The sequence below is a fragment of the Sphingomonas sp. BK345 genome (assembly GCF_014193845.1).
In the GTDB taxonomy this organism is placed as follows: domain Bacteria; phylum Pseudomonadota; class Alphaproteobacteria; order Sphingomonadales; family Sphingomonadaceae; genus Sphingomonas.
Map to the genome: position 1 here is coordinate 51,662 of NZ_JACHZX010000009.1, position 16,495 is coordinate 68,156.

The 16,495-nt window shown below is 71.1% G+C and carries 16 protein-coding genes; 12 read left to right on the forward strand and 4 right to left on the reverse strand.

The genetic code is table 11. The features are described 5' to 3' along the window. Positions 1 to 246: 246 nt before the first annotated feature. Both FHY03_RS19480 and FHY03_RS19485 read left to right on the forward strand, forming a co-directional pair. Entirely contained in the window at positions 247 to 1,515 is a 1,269-nt protein-coding gene (locus FHY03_RS19480; RefSeq protein ID WP_183932133.1) for an MFS transporter, read from the forward strand. 79 nt (positions 1,516 to 1,594) lie between these two features. Continuing rightward, entirely contained in the window at positions 1,595 to 2,143 is a 549-nt protein-coding gene (locus FHY03_RS19485) for a DUF4142 domain-containing protein (protein WP_260159480.1), read from the forward strand. Positions 2,144 to 2,367: 224 nt separating this feature from the next. Here the strand turns inward: FHY03_RS19485 and FHY03_RS19490 are convergent, their stop codons facing one another. Further along, complete coding sequence (locus FHY03_RS19490) at positions 2,368 to 3,768, reverse strand: amino acid permease (protein WP_183921023.1); 1,401 nt, start codon at positions 3,766 to 3,768, stop codon at positions 2,368 to 2,370. Between the two features lie 291 nt (positions 3,769 to 4,059). On the opposite strand from FHY03_RS19490, the gene FHY03_RS21245 reads away from it, so the two are divergent. Continuing rightward, positions 4,060 to 4,737: a DVUA0089 family protein gene (locus tag FHY03_RS21245; protein WP_260159481.1), complete on the forward strand. Its 678-nt coding sequence runs from the start codon at positions 4,060 to 4,062 to the stop codon at positions 4,735 to 4,737. A 101-nt stretch (positions 4,738 to 4,838) separates the two neighbouring features. On the opposite strand, the gene FHY03_RS19500 is transcribed toward FHY03_RS21245, so the two are convergent. Both FHY03_RS19500 and FHY03_RS19505 read right to left on the reverse strand, forming a co-directional pair. Further along, positions 4,839 to 5,285: a CoA-binding protein gene (locus FHY03_RS19500; RefSeq protein ID WP_183932134.1), complete on the reverse strand. Its 447-nt coding sequence runs from the start codon at positions 5,283 to 5,285 to the stop codon at positions 4,839 to 4,841. A gap of 120 nt (positions 5,286 to 5,405) precedes the next feature. Next, positions 5,406 to 6,356 (reverse strand): Mrp/NBP35 family ATP-binding protein, encoded by a 951-nt coding sequence (locus tag FHY03_RS19505; protein WP_409314223.1) that lies wholly within the window; start codon positions 6,354 to 6,356, stop codon positions 5,406 to 5,408. A gap of 66 nt (positions 6,357 to 6,422) precedes the next feature. Between FHY03_RS19505 and hflK the strand changes: the two genes are divergently transcribed. The 5 genes from hflK (at position 6,423) to FHY03_RS19530 (ending at position 12,884) form a co-directional block, all read left to right on the forward strand. Then, the gene (hflK, locus tag FHY03_RS19510) at positions 6,423 to 7,529 is read left to right on the forward strand and encodes a protease modulator HflK (protein ID WP_183921026.1); all 1,107 of its coding nucleotides are present in this window, start codon (positions 6,423 to 6,425) and stop codon (positions 7,527 to 7,529) included. After that, positions 7,529 to 8,404 carry a protease modulator HflC gene (gene hflC / locus FHY03_RS19515; protein ID WP_183921027.1) on the forward strand — a complete coding sequence of 292 codons (876 nt, stop codon included), beginning with the start codon at positions 7,529 to 7,531 and terminating at the stop codon, positions 8,402 to 8,404. Before hflK ends, hflC begins: the two co-directional genes overlap by 1 nt. A gap of 102 nt (positions 8,405 to 8,506) precedes the next feature. Then, on the forward strand, positions 8,507 to 10,054 hold the full coding sequence (locus FHY03_RS19520; protein ID WP_221190363.1) for a Do family serine endopeptidase: 1,548 nt from the start codon (positions 8,507 to 8,509) through the stop codon (positions 10,052 to 10,054). A 471-nt stretch (positions 10,055 to 10,525) separates the two neighbouring features. After that, positions 10,526 to 12,160: a helicase HerA-like domain-containing protein gene (locus FHY03_RS19525; RefSeq protein WP_183932135.1), complete on the forward strand. Its 1,635-nt coding sequence runs from the start codon at positions 10,526 to 10,528 to the stop codon at positions 12,158 to 12,160. A gap of 208 nt (positions 12,161 to 12,368) precedes the next feature. Further along, a complete protein-coding gene (locus FHY03_RS19530; protein ID WP_183932136.1) occupies positions 12,369 to 12,884 on the forward strand; it encodes a phosphoribosyltransferase in 516 nt (171 codons plus the stop codon). 47 nt (positions 12,885 to 12,931) lie between these two features. Here FHY03_RS19530 and FHY03_RS19535 read toward each other — a convergent pair whose 3' ends face one another. Continuing rightward, entirely contained in the window at positions 12,932 to 13,888 is a 957-nt protein-coding gene (locus FHY03_RS19535) for an isopenicillin N synthase family oxygenase (protein WP_183932137.1), read from the reverse strand. A gap of 108 nt (positions 13,889 to 13,996) precedes the next feature. Here FHY03_RS19535 and FHY03_RS19540 point away from each other — a divergent pair, with 108 nt between their 5' ends. From FHY03_RS19540 to FHY03_RS19555, 4 genes are read left to right on the forward strand one after another with little or no spacing between them, the layout of a single operon-like run. Beyond that, a complete protein-coding gene (locus FHY03_RS19540) occupies positions 13,997 to 15,235 on the forward strand; it encodes a multidrug effflux MFS transporter (RefSeq protein ID WP_183932138.1) in 1,239 nt (412 codons plus the stop codon). 57 nt (positions 15,236 to 15,292) lie between these two features. After that, complete coding sequence (locus tag FHY03_RS19545; protein ID WP_183921032.1) at positions 15,293 to 15,631, forward strand: DNA primase; 339 nt, start codon at positions 15,293 to 15,295, stop codon at positions 15,629 to 15,631. Then, entirely contained in the window at positions 15,628 to 15,936 is a 309-nt protein-coding gene (locus FHY03_RS19550) for a hypothetical protein (RefSeq protein WP_183921033.1), read from the forward strand. Before FHY03_RS19545 ends, FHY03_RS19550 begins: the two co-directional genes overlap by 4 nt. 47 nt (positions 15,937 to 15,983) lie before the next feature. Further along, positions 15,984 to 16,475 (forward strand): hypothetical protein, encoded by a 492-nt coding sequence (locus tag FHY03_RS19555; protein ID WP_183932139.1) that lies wholly within the window; start codon positions 15,984 to 15,986, stop codon positions 16,473 to 16,475. Positions 16,476 to 16,495 lie beyond the last annotated feature (20 nt).

The following is a 16,495-nucleotide window of genomic DNA, read 5'->3' on the forward strand; positions in this document are numbered from 1 at the left end:
GGGGACCAGCCGCAGGCTGGTGGAGGGGGCTTTCCGCTGCCGCTGAGCTTCGTGGAGAGCCCCCTCCACCACCGCGCTACGCGCGGCGGTCCCCCTCCCCGCGAGCGGGGAGGATGTTGTTCGGAAAGATACTTGCCCCACTTCTCAACCACTTCCCCCTCCTAACCTAGAGCAAGCCCGGCCACTCCCGGATCGCGCCTCGTAACGGAACGTTGCCCGCGAACCCTCCCGCGGAGCCCGGAGCACATGGCCACGCTCGCCCCCACCCGTCCGGCGCCGCCGGAGGCCGCGCCGCACCCGCCCGGTCGCGCGCTCGACGCGCTCAACTTCTTTCTCGCCGATGTGCGTGACGGGCTCGGGCCCTATCTCGCCATCTATCTCGTCGCGGTGCGCGGGCCGACGCACGGGTGGAACGAGGCCACCGCTGGCCTGGTGCTCACCATCGCGGGCATCGTCGGCCTGCTCGCGCAGACCCCGGCGGGCTGGCTGATCGACCGCTCGACGCGCAAGCCCGCGATCGTCATCGCCGCCGCGCTGGTGGTGACGCTCGGCAGCGTGTCGCTCCCCTTCGTCCACGGCTTCGGCCCGGTAGTCGTGACGCAGTCGCTCGCCGCCGCGGCGGGCGCGCTGTTCGCGCCGGCGATCGCGGCGATCACCCTGGGACTCTTCGGCGCGCGCGCCTTCTCCGCTCGGGTCGGGCGCAATGAGGCGTTCAACCACGCCGGCAACGCGGTCTCGGCCGCGCTGGCGGGCGTGCTGGCGTGGCGCTTCGGCCCGGTCGTGGTCTTCTACCTGATGGCGGGGCTGACGGTAGCGAGCGTCCTCGCCGCGCGGCGGATCGACTCGCGCCAGATCGACGATGAAGTGGCGCGCGGGCTCGACTGCGCACCCGACGAAACCGCTGCCGCGTGCGAGGCCGAACCCGGATGGCGGGTGCTGCTCGAGCAGAAGGCGCTGCTGCTGTTCGCAGCGCTCGCCTTCCTGTTCCACCTCGCCAACGCGGCGATGCTGACCTCGGTGAGCCAGCTGCTCGCGCGCACCGTGGGGAAGGATCAGGCGACCTCGCTCACCGCGGCCTGCATCGTCGCGGCGCAGCTGGTGATGGTGCCGATGGCGCTGCTGGTCGGGCGCAAGGCCGACGCCTGGGGGCGCAAGCCGCTGTTCCTCGCGGCCTTCGCGGTGCTGGCCGCGCGCGGAGCGCTGTACACCGTGTCGCGCGATCCATGCTGGCTGGTGGCGGTGCAGGCGCTCGACGGCGTCGGCGCCGGGATCTTCGGCGCGCTCTTCCCGATCGTGATCGCCGACCTGACGCGCGGGAGCGGGCGCTTCAACGTGGCGCAGGGCGCGGTGGCGACCGCGCAGGGGCTCGGCGCGGCGCTGAGCGCGACGCTGGCGGGCACGATCATCGTCGGCGCGGGCTATGCGCCGACCTTCCTCACGCTCGCGGCGATCGCGGGCGGCGGCCTGACGCTCTACGCTCTGGCCATGCCGGAGACTCGTGAACGATCTAGCTGATCGAGAGCAAGTTACTGGTTCGCAACGGAACTTTGCCACGCGCGCGCCGCTCTCGCGGGAGTTCGACGTGGGAGAAACGATGATGATGGCCACTACCCGCCTGCTGCTCGGCGCCGCGCTGTTCGCCGCGCCGGCGATTGCCAGCGCGCAGACGCCCCCGCCGCCGCCCCCGGCCGAGGCGAAGACGACAGCCGACGCGTATGTCGCCGGGGCGGGCAAGAGCGACCTGTACGAGATCAACTCGAGCCAGGTCGTGTTGCAGAAGTCGCAGAACGCGGGCGTGAAGAAGTTCGCGCAGATGATGATCGACCATCATCAGAAGACCACCGCGGCGACGGTGAAGGCGGCGCAGAAGGCCGGGCTGAACCCGCCGCCGCCCGCGCTCGACCCGGGCGCGACCGCCTCGATCAACGAGCTGCAGGCCGCCTCGCCCGCCGACATCGACCGCCTGTACCTCGGCCAGCAGCTGCCCGCCCACCAGGCCGCGCTCGACCTGCACCAGAGCTATGCGTCGGGTGGCGACAAGGCGCCGCTCAAGGCCTCGGCCAAGGCGGCGGTGCCGATCGTCAAGCGTCACATCGCCGAGGCGACCAAGTTGCAGGGCAGCGCGAGCGCTGCCGGGATGTGAGAGACGGCACACGCCAAGGCCCAAGTATCCTGAGTGACATGGGAGCTGCTCGCGACGAGACCAGCGTGTAGTTCCCCGGCGAAGGCCGGGGCCCAGTCGGGGGGAGCGGCGGTGTGTTTCGCCAGCGTTCCCCAACTGGGCCTCGGCCGTCGCCGCGGAGAAGTAGTGGTAAGGAGCCGCCGCTTATCCCCTTCTTCGCGTCGTCGCGTCTTCGCGTGCCCGCTCTACGCCGCCGCCGCGATCGCCGCGCGGCGGCGCCCCCACAGCAGGTAGACCGCCAGGCCGAACAGGTTCCACAGCAGAAAGTAGAGCTGTGTCCGCTGCGGCAGGCTGAAGAAGAGGTAGGCGCAGCCCAGCACGCCGATCGCGCCCACCAGCGGCGCGGCCGGCGTGCGGAAGCGCCGCTCGGCGTCGGGCGCGCGCCGCCGCATCACCAGCATGCACACGCACACCGCGACGAACGCCGCCAGCGTCCCCGCGTTGGCGAGTGCGGCGATGGCGTCGATCGGCATCACCCCCGCGATCACCGCTACCAGTATGGCGGTCAGCATCGTGATCCGCACCGGCGTACCGCGCTTCGACACCTTGGCGAGCGCCTGCGGCAACAGCCCGTCGCGCGCCATCACGAAGAAGATGCGGCTCTGCCCGAACAGGAAGCCGAGCAGCACGGTCGGCAGCGCGATCACCGCGCTCGCGGCGAGGAAGGTGGCGAAGCCGGGCCGGCCGATCCCGCGCAGGATCAGCGCGAGCGGCTCGGGCGAGTCGGCGAAGCGGGAGAAGTGGAGCGCGCCCACCGCCGCGACCGCGACGCCCATGTAGATCACCACGCACGCCAGCATCGAGCCGACGATCCCGATCGACAGGTCCCGCCCCGGGTTCTTGGTCTCCTCCGCCGCGGTGGAGATCGCGTCGAAGCCGTAGAAGGCGAAGAAGATGATCGCCGCCGCCGCCATCACGCCGCGCTCGCCGCCGTCCGCGCTCACCGACTTGGCGAAGCCGTAGGGCATGAAGGGCTCTAGATTGGCGGCGTCGAAATGCGGCACCGCCACCGCGACGAACACCGCGAGCGCGACGAGCTTGATACCGACCAGCACCGCGTTGAGCGTCGCGCTCTCCTTGGTGCCGAGCGACAGCAGCCCGGCGACCACCGCGATGATGAACACCGCGGGCAGGTTGACCACGCCGCCGAGCTCCGGCCCCTGGGTGAGCGCGACGGGGAAGCCCAGCGGGGTGAGCAGCGCCGAGGCATAGCCCGACCAGCCCACCGCCACGGTCGACACCACCAGCGAATACTCGAGGATCAGCGACCAGCCGATCACCCAGGCGATCACCTCGCCCAAGACGACGTAGCTGTAGGTATAGGCGCTGCCCGAGGCGGGAATCATCGTCGCCATCTCGGCATACGCCAGCGCGGCGCAGGCGCAGATCGCGCCGGCGATGACGAAGGAGAGGATCACCGCCGGCCCGGCGCGCTCGGCGCCGACGCCGATCAGCGTCAGGATGCCGGTGCCGACGATCGCGCCGACGCCGAGCGCGACGAGGTGCGGCCAGGACAGAGTGCGCGCGAGCACGGTGCCGCCGCGGTGATCGATCGCGACCGGCTTGCGCCGGAACAATGTGGACATGAACCCTCCCTCTCGTGCCCCGGGTCGTAACAGAGGCGCTGATGCGCAGCGAGGGGCGGCGTGCGCGGCAATGGCCATTCGTCCACGACCGATTCGCCCCGCACGGCGCAGGTCATACCAATGTATGGTCGATCTCGCCCTTTCGGCGAGCGCCTCTCCCATCATTGCCGCGGCGCCTAGCGCCTCAGTGGGATAGTTACCCGGCGACCATGCGAGCACATGGCTCAGGTGGCGGAGGCGCCCGCACCCGACGCCATTTCGCCGTGATAAAGGGAGAGCACCGTGACACGCATGTTCGCCGTCGCCCTGGCCGCCGCCGCCTCGATCTGCTCGCCGACGGCGAAGGCCGCCGACTTCTTCTTCGAGGGAGTTTTCCACAACGACGATGACGCGCAGCGCATCCTCTTCTCGCTCGCCCAAACGTCGACTGTCACCTTTCGCAGCTACTCCTACGCCGGCGGTACGACCGACACAGGCCATGTGGTCGCCGCGGGCGGCTTCGATCCAATTTTCCTGCTGTACGACCTCACGGCGGGCACCGGGATCGATCAGCAGGACGACTCGGCCTTTGCCCCGGCCGATCCGGTCACCGGCGCCCGGTTCGACATACGGTACGAGCGCGAGCTCGGACCTGGCGACTATGCCGCCTATGTCACTCAGTATGACAATTTCGGCGGCGGCTCGCTGGGCACCTTCGTCAGAACGGGGCAGCCCGGCTTCACCGCGGTCAATTGTCCGGGCCGCGATCCGCTGCCCGGCGGCGACGGCCTGTTCTGCGATATCAGCGGGGCGCAGCGAACAGGCAATTGGGCGGTCGAGATCACCGGCGTCGACGTCGCACGAGCCGGCAATGACGTCAGCGCGCCCGCCGTGCCGGAGCCTGACACATGGGCCATGATGATCGGCGGTTTCGCGCTCGTGGGCGCCCGGCTACGCCGCCGCGATCGCCGGGCCGCCACGAGCGCCTGATCCCCTGAGCCGCTGGCGGCGGTCAGGAGGAGCGTCGCGGACATACACGTTCCACTCTGCACGTCACGTCAGCCACGCAGGCGGAGGGTGACGCGATCGGCCTAATCCGCCGCGGCACGCCCGCCCCGCCGTTCCACGCCCAGCCGCGGCAGCTCGATCGCGGGGCAGCGGTCCATCACCACCTTGAGCCCGGCGGCCTCGGCGCGCGCCGCAGCGGCCTGGTCGATCACGCCGAGCTGGAGCCACACCGACTTGGCGCCGATCGCGATTGCCTGATCGACCACCTCCCCTGCCGCCGATGAGCGGCGGAAGATGTCGACCATGTCGATCGGGTCGCCGAGCTGCGCGAGCTCGCGGAAGACAAACTCGCCGTGGATATGCTCGCCGGTGAGCTGCGGGTTGACCGGGATGACGCGGTAACCGTGCGCCTGAAGCGTCTTCATGACGCCGTTGGAGGGGCGGTCCGGCCGGTCCGACGCGCCGACCAGCGCGATCGTGCGGGTCTCCTCGAGCAGCTCACGGATATCGTCGTCGGCGGTCAGCGGCATCGGCGCTCTCCTTCGTCGCGGCGCGCATGGCGCACGTCTGTAACCGAACGAGCGGCTCGGGTGCGGGTTGCGCGCCGGTCGTATGTGGCCGACCGATCCCGTACACCGGGCGCACCCCGCTCAGTTCGCCCTTAACCACTCCGCCACCTGCGCCGCGACGGGTGCGAACACGCGGTCGTCGTCGCGCGCTGCCGGGGGCTCCCCCGCGTCGGAGGCGATCCGGATCGCGAGATCGAGCGGCACGCGCCCGAGGAAGGCGATCCCCGCCTCCCGGGCCGCCGCCTCGGCGCCGCCGCGGCCGAACGGGTCGGACACCTCGCCGCAATGCGGGCAGGCATAGCCTGCCATATTCTCGACCAGCCCGATGATCGGCACGCCCGCCTTCTGGAACAGGTCGATCGCGCGCCGCGCGTCGATCAGCGCGAGGTCCTGCGGGGTGGAAACGATCACCGCGCCGGCGGGGCGGTGCTTCTGCACCATGGTGAGCTGGACGTCGCCGGTCCCGGGCGGCAGGTCGACCACGAGCGTGTCGGTGAGCCCCCAGTCGGCGTCGATCAGCTGCCCGAGCGCCCCCGCGGTCATCGGTCCGCGCCACGCGATCGCGCGGCCGGGCTCGACCAGCTGCCCCATCGACAGCAGCGGCACGCCATAGGGCGTCGCCACGGGCAGCAGCACCTTGTCGCGCGCCTCCGGCCGCGTCCCTTCAACCGCCATCAGCCGCGGCTGCGACGGGCCGTAGATGTCGGCGTCGACCAGCCCCGTCCGCCGCCCGGCGCGCGCCAGCGCGATCGCGAGATTGGCCGACAGCGTCGACTTGCCGACGCCTCCCTTGCCGCTCGCCACCGCGATCAGCCGGCGCTGCGCCCGCTCGGCGGTGACCACGGTGCGCACCTCATGGCCCGGCCGCGCCGCCGCCATGCGCACCGCCGCCTCCAGCGCGTCCCGCGCGGGCGCGTCGAGCCCGCTGGCGTCGATTACCACGCCGATCCGCTGCCCTTCGATCCGCACCGTCGCGCGCTCGCCCGCGACCGCGCGGACCGCCTGCCTCACGTCATTCTCGTCCATGGACATGATCCGTTACGCCTCGTGTCGCGGCTTGCCACTGTTTTTCGGCCGATCCGCACTTATAAAGGCGGGATGATCATCTCGCGACGCTGGCTTCGGCGCCCCATCCCCCTCGCCGCACAGAGTAACGGACCCTGGGGGAACGACGACAATGTCGGTCCGCGCAACCCGTGGTCGGTCCCGCCCGGCGCGAAGCGCAGCGGCGCCAAGCCGACCGCGCTCGACGAATTCATCCGCCGCGCCCGTGGCGGCGGCGGTGGTGGTGGTGGCGAGGGCGGCGGCGGGCCGCAGCTGCCGCTCGGCGCCAACGCGCGGATGCTGTGGCTGCTCGGCGTCGCCGTGCTGGTGGCGATCTGGCTGGTACTCACCTCGATCCACCAGATCGGGCCGCAGCAGCGCGGCGTGGTCACCTATTTCGGGCGCTACTCGGGGATGCTCGAGCCGGGCATCCGCGTGACCCTGCCCGCGCCGATCGTCAACGTCACCAAGGTGGACGTCGAGCAAGTCCGCACCGACGAGTTCCCGCGCGACGGCGGCGAGACCGTGCTGACCGGCGACCAGAACATCATCGATCTGGCCTATACGGTGCGCTGGCGCGTCTCGGACGCGCGCAATTATGTCTTCGAGATCAAGGACCCGCAGGAGACGGTGCGCGCCACCGCGGAGAGCGCGATGCGCTCGGTGCTGGCCACCACCACGCTCAACCAGGCGATCGGCGCGGGGCGGACCGAGATCGAGGCGCGCGTCGCCGAGACGATGCAGCAGATCCTCACGAGCTATCAGGCAGGCGTGCAGGTCCAGGGCGTGTCGATCAAGCAGGCGGCGCCGCCGTCGCAGCTCGCCGACGACTTCAACGCGGTGACCGCGGCGCAGCAGGAGGCGGTGGGCAACCTCAACAACGCGCGCTCCTACTCGCAGCAGGTGATCGCGCGCGCGCAGGGCGAGGCCTCGGCGTTCGACCAGGTGTACGCGCAATATCGCCTCGCCCCTGAGGTGACCCGCCGCCGCATGTATTACGAGACCATGGAGGCCGTGCTGGCCAAGACCGACAAGACGATCGTCGAGACCCCGGGCGTGACGCCGTATCTGCCGCTCGACCGCGGTCGCCGCTTGCAGGAGCCGAACGCGACCGCCTCGGGCACCGCGCCGGCGCAGCCGGCCAGCGGGGGAGCGCGCTGATGCCCGTCTGGCTCCGCAATCCCGTCGCCGCCGGCCTGCTCGCGCTCGCGCTGGTGATCATCGCCGCGGCGACCTTCGCGATCGTCCCCGAGACGCAGCAGGCGGTGGTACTCCGCCTCAACAATCCGGTGCGTCTGATCAACCAGTGGCAGCCGGGCCAGTCGATCGGCCGGACCGGTGCCGGCGTGATCGCGCGCATCCCCTTCGTCGACAAGATCGTCTGGGTCGACAAGCGCGTGCTCGACGCCGATCTCGACAACACATTGGTGCTCTCGACCGACCAGCTCCGGCTCAACGTCGACGCCTTCGCGCGCTTCCGCATCGTCGACCCGCTGCGCGCGGTGACCTCGACCGGCAGCACCTCGAACACCGAGGAGCGGGTCGCCGACCAGCTCCGCCCGCTGCTCGGCACCGCGCTGCGCAACGAACTCGGCAAGGTGCCGTTCGCGACCCTGCTCAGCCCGGAGCGCGGGCGCGTCATGGACGAGATCCAGGAATCGCTCGGCCGCTCGGCCAAGCAGTATGGCGCCGAGATCGTCGACGTGCGGATCAAGCACGCCGACCTGCCCGACGGCAGCCCGCTGGAGAGCGCGCTGCAACGCATGCGCACCGCGCGCCAGCAGGAGGCCAACACGATCCGGGCGCAGGGGCAGAAGCAGGCGCAGATCGTCCGCGCCGAGGCCGACGCGCAGGCGGCGCGGATCTACGCCGACGCCTTCAGCAAGGACGCGGACTTTTACGATTTCTACCGCGCCATGCAGAGCTACCGCCACACCTTCGGTGCGGACGGCGGCCAGCCGCCCGAGGGCAGCACCAACATCATCATGAGCCCGAACAACGGCTATCTGCGCGAGTTCGAGGGCGGGCGGCGATAGAACCCGCGGCGATGTCGCGCGTTCATATTCAATCGACGTTCATCGCTTGTTCGGCACAGGACGTAGCGTTCCCGCTTTATTCGACAGGGTGATTCAGAGGACATGAAGAAAGTGCGTTACGCCTACGCCCTCACCGGCGCCCTTCTCCTCGGCGGCACCGCGGCGTCGCTGACGCTGCAGAACCCCGCCACCGCCCAGGTCGCGCAGAACGAGCCCGGCGCGATCAGCGCCTCCGCTCCGCGCGCGGGCGCGCCGATGAGCTTCGCCGATCTCGTCGCGAAGTTGCAGCCTGCGGTGGTCAACATCTCCACCACGCAGAAGGTGACCGTCCAGCAGTCGGCCAACCCGTTCGCGGGCACACCGTTCGGCGACCTGTTCGGCCAGTTCGGTGGCGGCGGCGGCGGTGCGCCGGTGACGCGCGAGGGCACCTCGCTTGGCTCTGGCTTCCTGATCTCGGCCGACGGCTATGTCGTGACCAACAACCACGTGATCGCTCCGGCCTCGCGCGGCGCGACGGTCGAGTCGATCACTGTCACCTTGCAGGACCGCAAGGAATATACCGCCAAGCTCGTCGGTCGTGATCCGACCAGCGATCTCGCGGTGCTCAAGATTACCTCGCCCACCCCGCTGCCGTTCGTCCGCCTGGGCGATTCGAGCCGCGCGCGCGTTGGCGACTGGGTGGTCGCGATCGGCCAGCCGTTCGGTCTCGGCGGCACCGTGACCGCGGGCATCGTCTCGGCGGTGCATCGCGCCACCGGCGGCGGTCCGTTCGATACGTTCATCCAGACCGACGCCGCGATCAACCAGGGCAATTCGGGCGGCCCGATGTTCAACCTCAACGGCGAGGTGATCGGCATCAACAGCCAGATCTACTCGCAGTCGGGCGGCAATATCGGCATCGGCTTCGCCATCCCGACGACCGAGGCCAAGCCGATCATCGACACGCTGGTGAAGGGCCAGGCGATCAAGCGCGGCTATCTCGGCGTCAGCATCCAGGCGGTCAATGCCGACATGGCCTCGGCGCTCGGCCTGCCGAAGGATTCCGGCGAGATCGTCGGCCGCGTCGAGCCTGCCGGTCCCGGCGCCAAGGCGGGTCTGCGCGCGGGTGACGTGGTGACGGCGATCAACGGCCAGGCGGTGACACCGGAGAAGACGCTCTCCTATCTCGTCGCGAATGCCGCGCCGGGCTCGACGATCAAGCTCGACGTGATCCGTGACGGCAAGCGTCAGTCGCTCAACGCCACGGTCGGCACGCGCCCGTCGGAGGACCAGATGGCGGCGCTCACCGGCGGCGGCGGCGGCGACGACGACGACAGCTTCGGCGGCGGCGACGACAGCGAGCAGGCGGCCCCCGCTTCGAGCTCGCTCGGCATTACGGTGCAGCCGCTGACGCCGCAGATCGCGCGCTCGATCGGGGTCGACTCGACTGTCCAGGGCGTCGTGGTCGCGGCGACCGACCCGTCGAGCGACGCGGCACAGAAGCTGCGCCGCGGCGACGTGATCTCCTCGGTCAACTCGCAGCCGGTGCGCAGCGCGGCCGACGTGGCGCGTGTCGTGGCGGCGGCGAAGGCGGCGGGCCGGCCGCAGGTGCTGCTCAACGTCACGCGCGGGCGCCAGGTCGGCGGCTTCGTGGCGGTGAAGATCAAGTAAGGCCGTATCGCCTGATCGGTCCCGGGAGGGTCGCCGCGCCGAGGGGTGCGGCGGCCCTTCTCGTGTGAGCGGTCGAGGATGGCGGCGCGGCGCTAGACCCGTGGGTGGCTGAGACGCGTCGACGCGGACACGAGGTTCGCCGCAGCCCCTTCATGGCTGCGCCTCCCTCGTCGCACCCGATCCGTCCCCCCACCGTCATTCCCGCAGCGGCGGAAATCCAGACGCGCCAGGCTGCCGGCTTGCTCGCGAACGTCGGCGTCTCTGGATCCCCGCCCGCGCGGGGATGACGAACGAGGAGGAGCGCCGTTTCGCGGTGAGGCCACGGCATCCGGCGTGCGGATCAGACGATCTGCAGGCCGGCATCGTCGCCCCCGACCGGGCAGCGCGTTGCCGCCCGCCCGCTCCCCCGTGACGCCGCCCGCGCCGCATCCTATGACATAGGTGAGCGAGACCAGCGGCAGGAGCAGAACCTTGGCGGACGGCATCTTCATCGGCGCGAACGCGGGCGGCGCGCAGCCGCAGTGGCTCCAGCTCGCGCGCGCCAACCGCCACGGCCTGATCGCGGGCGCGACCGGCACTGGCAAGACCGTCACGCTCCAGGGCCTCGTCGAGGGCTTCTCGCGCGCGGGCGTCGCCTGCTTCGTCGCCGACGTGAAGGGCGATCTCTCCGGCCTCGCCATGCCTGGCGCGGCGACCGCCAAGACCCACGCCGCCTTCGCCGCCCGCGCCACCGAGATCGGGCTCACCGACTGGTCCTATGCCGCCTGCCCGGTGCAGTTCTGGGACCTGTTCGGCGAGCAGGGCCACCCGGTACGCACCACCGTGAGCGAGATGGGGCCGCTGCTGCTCGCGCGGCTGATGGGGCTCAACGAGGTGCAGGAGGGCGTACTGACGATCGCCTTCCAGCTCGCCGACGAGGAGCATCTGCTGCTGCTCGACCTCGACGATCTTCAGGCGGTGCTGGCGCATTGCGCCGAGCGCGCGCAGGAGCTGACCGCGCGGTGGGGCAACGTCTCCAAACAGTCGGTCGGCGCGATCCAGCGCTCGCTGCTGCAGCTGCGCAGCCAGGGCGCGACCCACTTCTTCGGCGAGCCCGCGCTCGAGCTGGGCGACCTGCTCGGCCACGACGACCAGGGCCAGGGCCTCGTCAACGTCCTCGCCGCCGACAAACTAATGGCGGCGCCGCGGCTCTACTCCACCTTCCTGCTGTGGTTGCTGAGCGAGTTGTTCGAGCAGCTGCCCGAGGTGGGTGATCTCGACAAGCCCAAACTGTGCTTCTTCTTCGACGAGGCGCACCTGCTGTTCGACGACGCGCCCGACGCGCTGCTCGACAAGATCGAGCAGGTGGTGCGGCTGATCCGCTCCAAGGGCGTGGGCGTCTATTTCATCACGCAGAACCCGATCGACATCCCCGACAAGGTCGCGGGCCAGCTCGGCAACCGCGTGCAGCACAAGCTCAACGCCTTCACCCCGCGTGACCAGAAAGCGGTGCAGGCGGCGGCGCAGACCTTCCGCGCCAATCCCGGGGTCGATGTCGCGGCGGCGATCACCGAGCTCAGGACGGGCGAGGCGCTGGTGTCGCTGCTCCAGGCCGACGGCTCGCCCAGCCCGGTCGAGCGCACGCTGGTACGGCCGCCGGCGAGCCGCGTCGGGCCAGTGACGCCCGAGGAGCGCAAGGTGCTGCTCGCCACCGACGCGGTGGGCGACCGCTACGACACGCTGGTGAACCGCGAGTCGGCGGAGGAGCTGCTCGCCGCCAAGACGCAGGAGGCCGTTGCCGCGCGCGCCGCCGCGACCGCGCAGGACGAGGCGAGCAAGGCCGCCGCGCTCCAGGCAAAGGAGGAGGCGCGGCAGGCGCGCGAGCGGGTCACGGCGCAGCGCGAGGCCGAGCGCGCGCAGCGCGCCGAGGAACGTGAGCGCGCCAACGACCCGTGGAACCGCGCGATGACCTCGGCGACGCGATCGGCCTCCTCGGCGCTGGGGCGAACGGTGGCGAACGAGGTGACCAAGGCGGTGCTCGGCGGCGGGCGACGCGGCGGCGGTGCGTCGGGCGGTCTGATCGGCTCGGTGGTGCGCGGGGTGCTGGGGGGATTGCTGCGGCGGTGAGCCGTAGGGGTGGTTGTTCGGCCAGTGCCCCCAGTGCTTCATCGTAGAGGCTCCACCCCGGCGGACGCCGGGGTCCAGGTGGGCGACCTCAGTGGCTCCCACACGAACCTTCCCAACTGGGCCCCGGCGTCCGCCGGAGCGGTGCATGAGCTAAGCGTGCCCCGCCACCCCCCTCGCCCGCGCGCGCCATCGGCGCTACACGCCCGCGATGCCGATCTACACCGCCATCACCCACGCCGACCTCGTCGCCGCCGTCCGCGCGCTGGCCGACTCGCTCGCCGCCGCCGACTGGGCGCCGGCGCATCTCATCGGCATCGGCCGCGGCGGGCTGATCCCCGCGGTCTATCTCAGCCACGCCACCGGGCTGCCGATGCTGGCGGTGGATTACTCCTCTCAATCGGAGGCGCTCGCCGCCGAGGCGATCGAGCGGCTGGCCGCGCGCAGCCGCGCGGGCGAGCCGCTGCTGTTCGTCGACGACATCAACGACTCGGGCCGCACCATCGGCCACCTGCGCGCTATGCTCGCGCGCGCCGGCGCGGCCGAGGGCAGCGTCCGCTTCGCCACGCTGATCGACAATGTCGGCTCGGCGCAGCGGGTCGATTATGCCGCGCGCGTGATCGACCGTGCGGTGACCAAGGACTGGTTCGTCTTCCCCTGGGAGGCGATGGCGCCCGATAGCGCGATCGCCGCCGACGCCGCGGAGCGGCCGGAGCGAATCGCCTGAGGGTGGGGCGACGATCCTCCCCACTAGGCGGAGAGGATTGCCCCACGCTATTTCTTGATCAGCCCGATCTCGACCAGCCGCTCGTGGAGGTAGCCGTTGGCGGTGATCGGCGTCGGGTAGCGGTCCGGGTTCGCCGCGCTGATCGTCTGCGGCAGCGTCTCGATCAGGAAGTCGGGCGCGGGGTGCAGGAAGAAGGGCATCGAGTAGCGCGAGTGGCCGCGGCGCTCGGGCGGCGGGTTGACGACGCGGTGCGTGGTCGAGGGCAGCACGTGATTGGTCAGCCGTTGCAGCATGTCGCCGACATTGACCACCATCGCCCCGGCCGGCGGCTTGATCGCGAGCCAGCGCCCGCTGTCGCGCTCGAACAGCTCCAGTCCCGCCTCCTCGGCGCCGAGCAGCAGCGTGATCAGGTTGATGTCCTCGTGCGCACCCGCGCGCACGCCCTCGGCGTCGGCCGGGATCGGCGGGTAATGGAGCAGGCGCAGCACCGAGTTGCCGTCGCGCACCGCCGGGTCGAACCAGTCCGGCGCGAGCTCGAGGTGACGCGCGATCGCCGACAGCAGCCGGTCGCCGGCGCAATCGAATGCCTCGAACAGCGCGAGGAACGTGTCCTTGAACCCCTCCGGCCGCGCCGGCCAGACGTTGGCGGGCATGTCCGCGGCATAACGGTGCCCCGCCGGCAGCTCGCGCCCGACGTGCCAGAATTCCTTGAGGTCGACGTGGCGGGCGTCCTTGGCGATCTCGGTCTTGAACGGCGTGTAGCCGCGCGCGCCGCCGGCGCCGGGGACGTGATAGCCGCGCTTCTCGTCTTCGGGCAGCGCGAACAGCGCCGCGGTCTCGGCCCAGGCGCGCTCGATCAGCTCCTGCGGCACGCCATGATCGGCGACGATGGCGAAGCCGAAGCGCTCGAAGGAGCCGCCCAGCGCGGCGGCGAAGCCGTCGGGGTCGCGGTCCTGTTCGGCGAGGCTGAGCGTGGGCACCGCGGCGGCGGGGGTATCGAGCATGACGTCGGTCCAATCGGTTGATCGCCGGGCAATAAACCTTCCCGATCCGGGTTGCTACCCGCGCGCGGCGAGGTGACAGCGCGGCACCCGCCACCTAAGGCGCGCGGCATGTCGACGCCCCCCGCCCCGCCCCCCGCGGCTCCCGTCGCCGCGCCGCCGATTCCGCTGCCCGAGTTCGTCGCATTGATCGCGGCGCTGATGGCGCTGACCGCATTGGGGATCGACTCGATGCTGCCCGCCCTGCCGACGATCGGCGCGGCGCTGGGCGCACCGGGGGCGAACGAGCGGCAATATGTCATCGGCGCCTTCCTCATCGCCTTCGGCGCGGGGCAGCTGCTCCACGGCCCGCTCGCGGACCGGTTCGGGCGGCGGCGCTCGCTGCTCGCCGCGCTGGCGGTCTATGCCGTGGCGAACGCGCTCTGCGCGATGGCGGGCAGCTTCGCGCTGCTGCTCGCCGCGCGGATCATCGCCGGACTGGCGATCGCGGCGGCGCGTGTGACGACGGTGGCGATCGTGCGCGACTGTTTCGAGGGGCGCGCGATGGCGCGGGTGATGTCGATGACCTTCATTGTCTTCATGATCGTCCCCGTGCTCGCGCCCGGCTTCGGCACGATCGTGCTGCTGTTCGGCGGCTGGCGCGACATCTTCTGGGCGGTCGGCGGCGCGACCCTGCTGGTGCTCGCCTGGTTCGCGCTCCGCATGCCCGAGACGCTCCACGCCGAGGACCGCCACCCCTTCTCGCTGGCGCGGCTGGCTTCGGGCTGGAAGCTCACGCTCAGCGACCGCTGGTCGCTCGGCTACACGCTCGCCGCCACCGCGCTGATGGGCGCGCTGTACGGCTATATCAATTCGATCCAGCAGGTGATGGCGGACGTGTTCGGGCGGCCGCGGCTGCTGCTGCTGATCTTCGCCACCACCGCGGGGACGATGGCGGTCGCCAATCTCGCCAACGCCCGGCTCGTGATGCGCGTCGGCACGCGCCGGCTCGGCCACGCCGCGGTGGTGACGTTGATCCTCGTCGCCGGGCTGCACCTGCTGCTGGCGCTGAGCGGGCACGAGACGCTGGTCGGCTTCGCGGTGTTGCAGGCGGTGGCGATGGGCTGTTTCGGCCTCTCCAGCTCGAACTTCTCGGCGATGGCGATGGAGAAGATGGGGCATATCGCCGGCACCGCCTCGAGCGTGCAGGGCTTCACCAGCGTGACAGTGGGTGCGGCGATCGGCGCCATGATCGGTCAGCATTTCGACGGCACGACGGTGCCGCTCAACGCCGGCTTCCTGTTCGCGGGCGTCGCGGCGCTGGCGATCGTGCTGGTGACCGAGCGCGGGCGATTGTTCGCGGCGCGCTGACGGAACCGCGCGCCCTCGCCTGCCGTTCGTCCCGGCATCGTAGATGAGGAGATCGGCATGGGCGGGCAGCATATCCACGGTCAGGGTCCCGGTGACGACGGCTATGACGAGGACGGCTACGACGAGAGCCAGCGCGCCGAGATCCTCGAGGCGACGCGCGACGGGCCGAGCGACGGCACGATCATCACCGACCTCGACCCCGACACCGGCGAGGACGACGAGAGCGAGAACGAGGACGAGCTCGAGATGGTCGACGGCGAGGTCGCCGAGCAGGACGGCGAGACCGACCAGGACGAGGCCGACGTCGACGAGGACGAGGTGCAGGACGAGTTCGACGACGGCAGCGTCGACGACGACGAGCTCGACGATCGCGACGACATCGCGCTGAACCCGTGATCGCGTCGCGCCGCGCGCGTGCCGGCGCGCGCTACGCCAGCCTGATCGCCGCGCCGCTGCTCGGCACCGCCTGCGGCTCGCCGCAGCAGCGCGCGAGCGACGCCGCCATCGTGCGCGCGGCGGCGCAGGCCCAGGCGAGCGTGTCGGCCTATGGAAGGAGCGGCAGTCGGAGCCGCGATGCCGTGCCTGGTGGCGCGGCGTGCGGCGCGGGCCTGCGCAAGGTCGCCGCGGCCGGTCAGATGCCCGAGGGGCGCGTGCTCCCCGGCATCTCCTCTACCACCGGTCGTTGCGCGACGTACCGCTGATCGCGGCAGCTTGACCGCGGCGGAGGTCGCGCCCAGGCTGGACGGCGATGCTACCGCTGCTTCTCGCGCTTCAGGCCGCCACGCCCGCCGCGGCACCACCGGAGCGCATCTCGATCCTGGTGCCGGTCGCCGATCAGCGCTGCACGCGCGGCCGCGTCGAGGGCGAGGTGGTGGTGTGCGCCGAGGCGCCGCCCGATCCATTACTGCCGCTCCCTGCCGAGGCAGCACCGGTTGGCCCCGCCGCGGTCAATCCCGACCGCTCCGGTCTCGGCGCGCTGCGGGCAGAGGCGACGCCGTGCGGCGCGTTTCAAAGGGGCTGCACCACCGGCGTCAACCTGTTCGGGCTCGGCACCGCGCTGGTGCGCGGCGTGCAGAAGCTGGTCGCGCCCGGCAGCTGCTGCGAGGAAGCGGGCGAGGCGACCAACCCCGGCCTGCTGGTGCGCGACGTCGCCGGCGCGTTGCGGGCCAAGAAGCCGAAGCGCGATGCGGTCGTGATCGACCTCGACGAACCCGTCATGACCGGTCGCGTGCGGCCGTGAGGGACGATGGACGCGCGTAT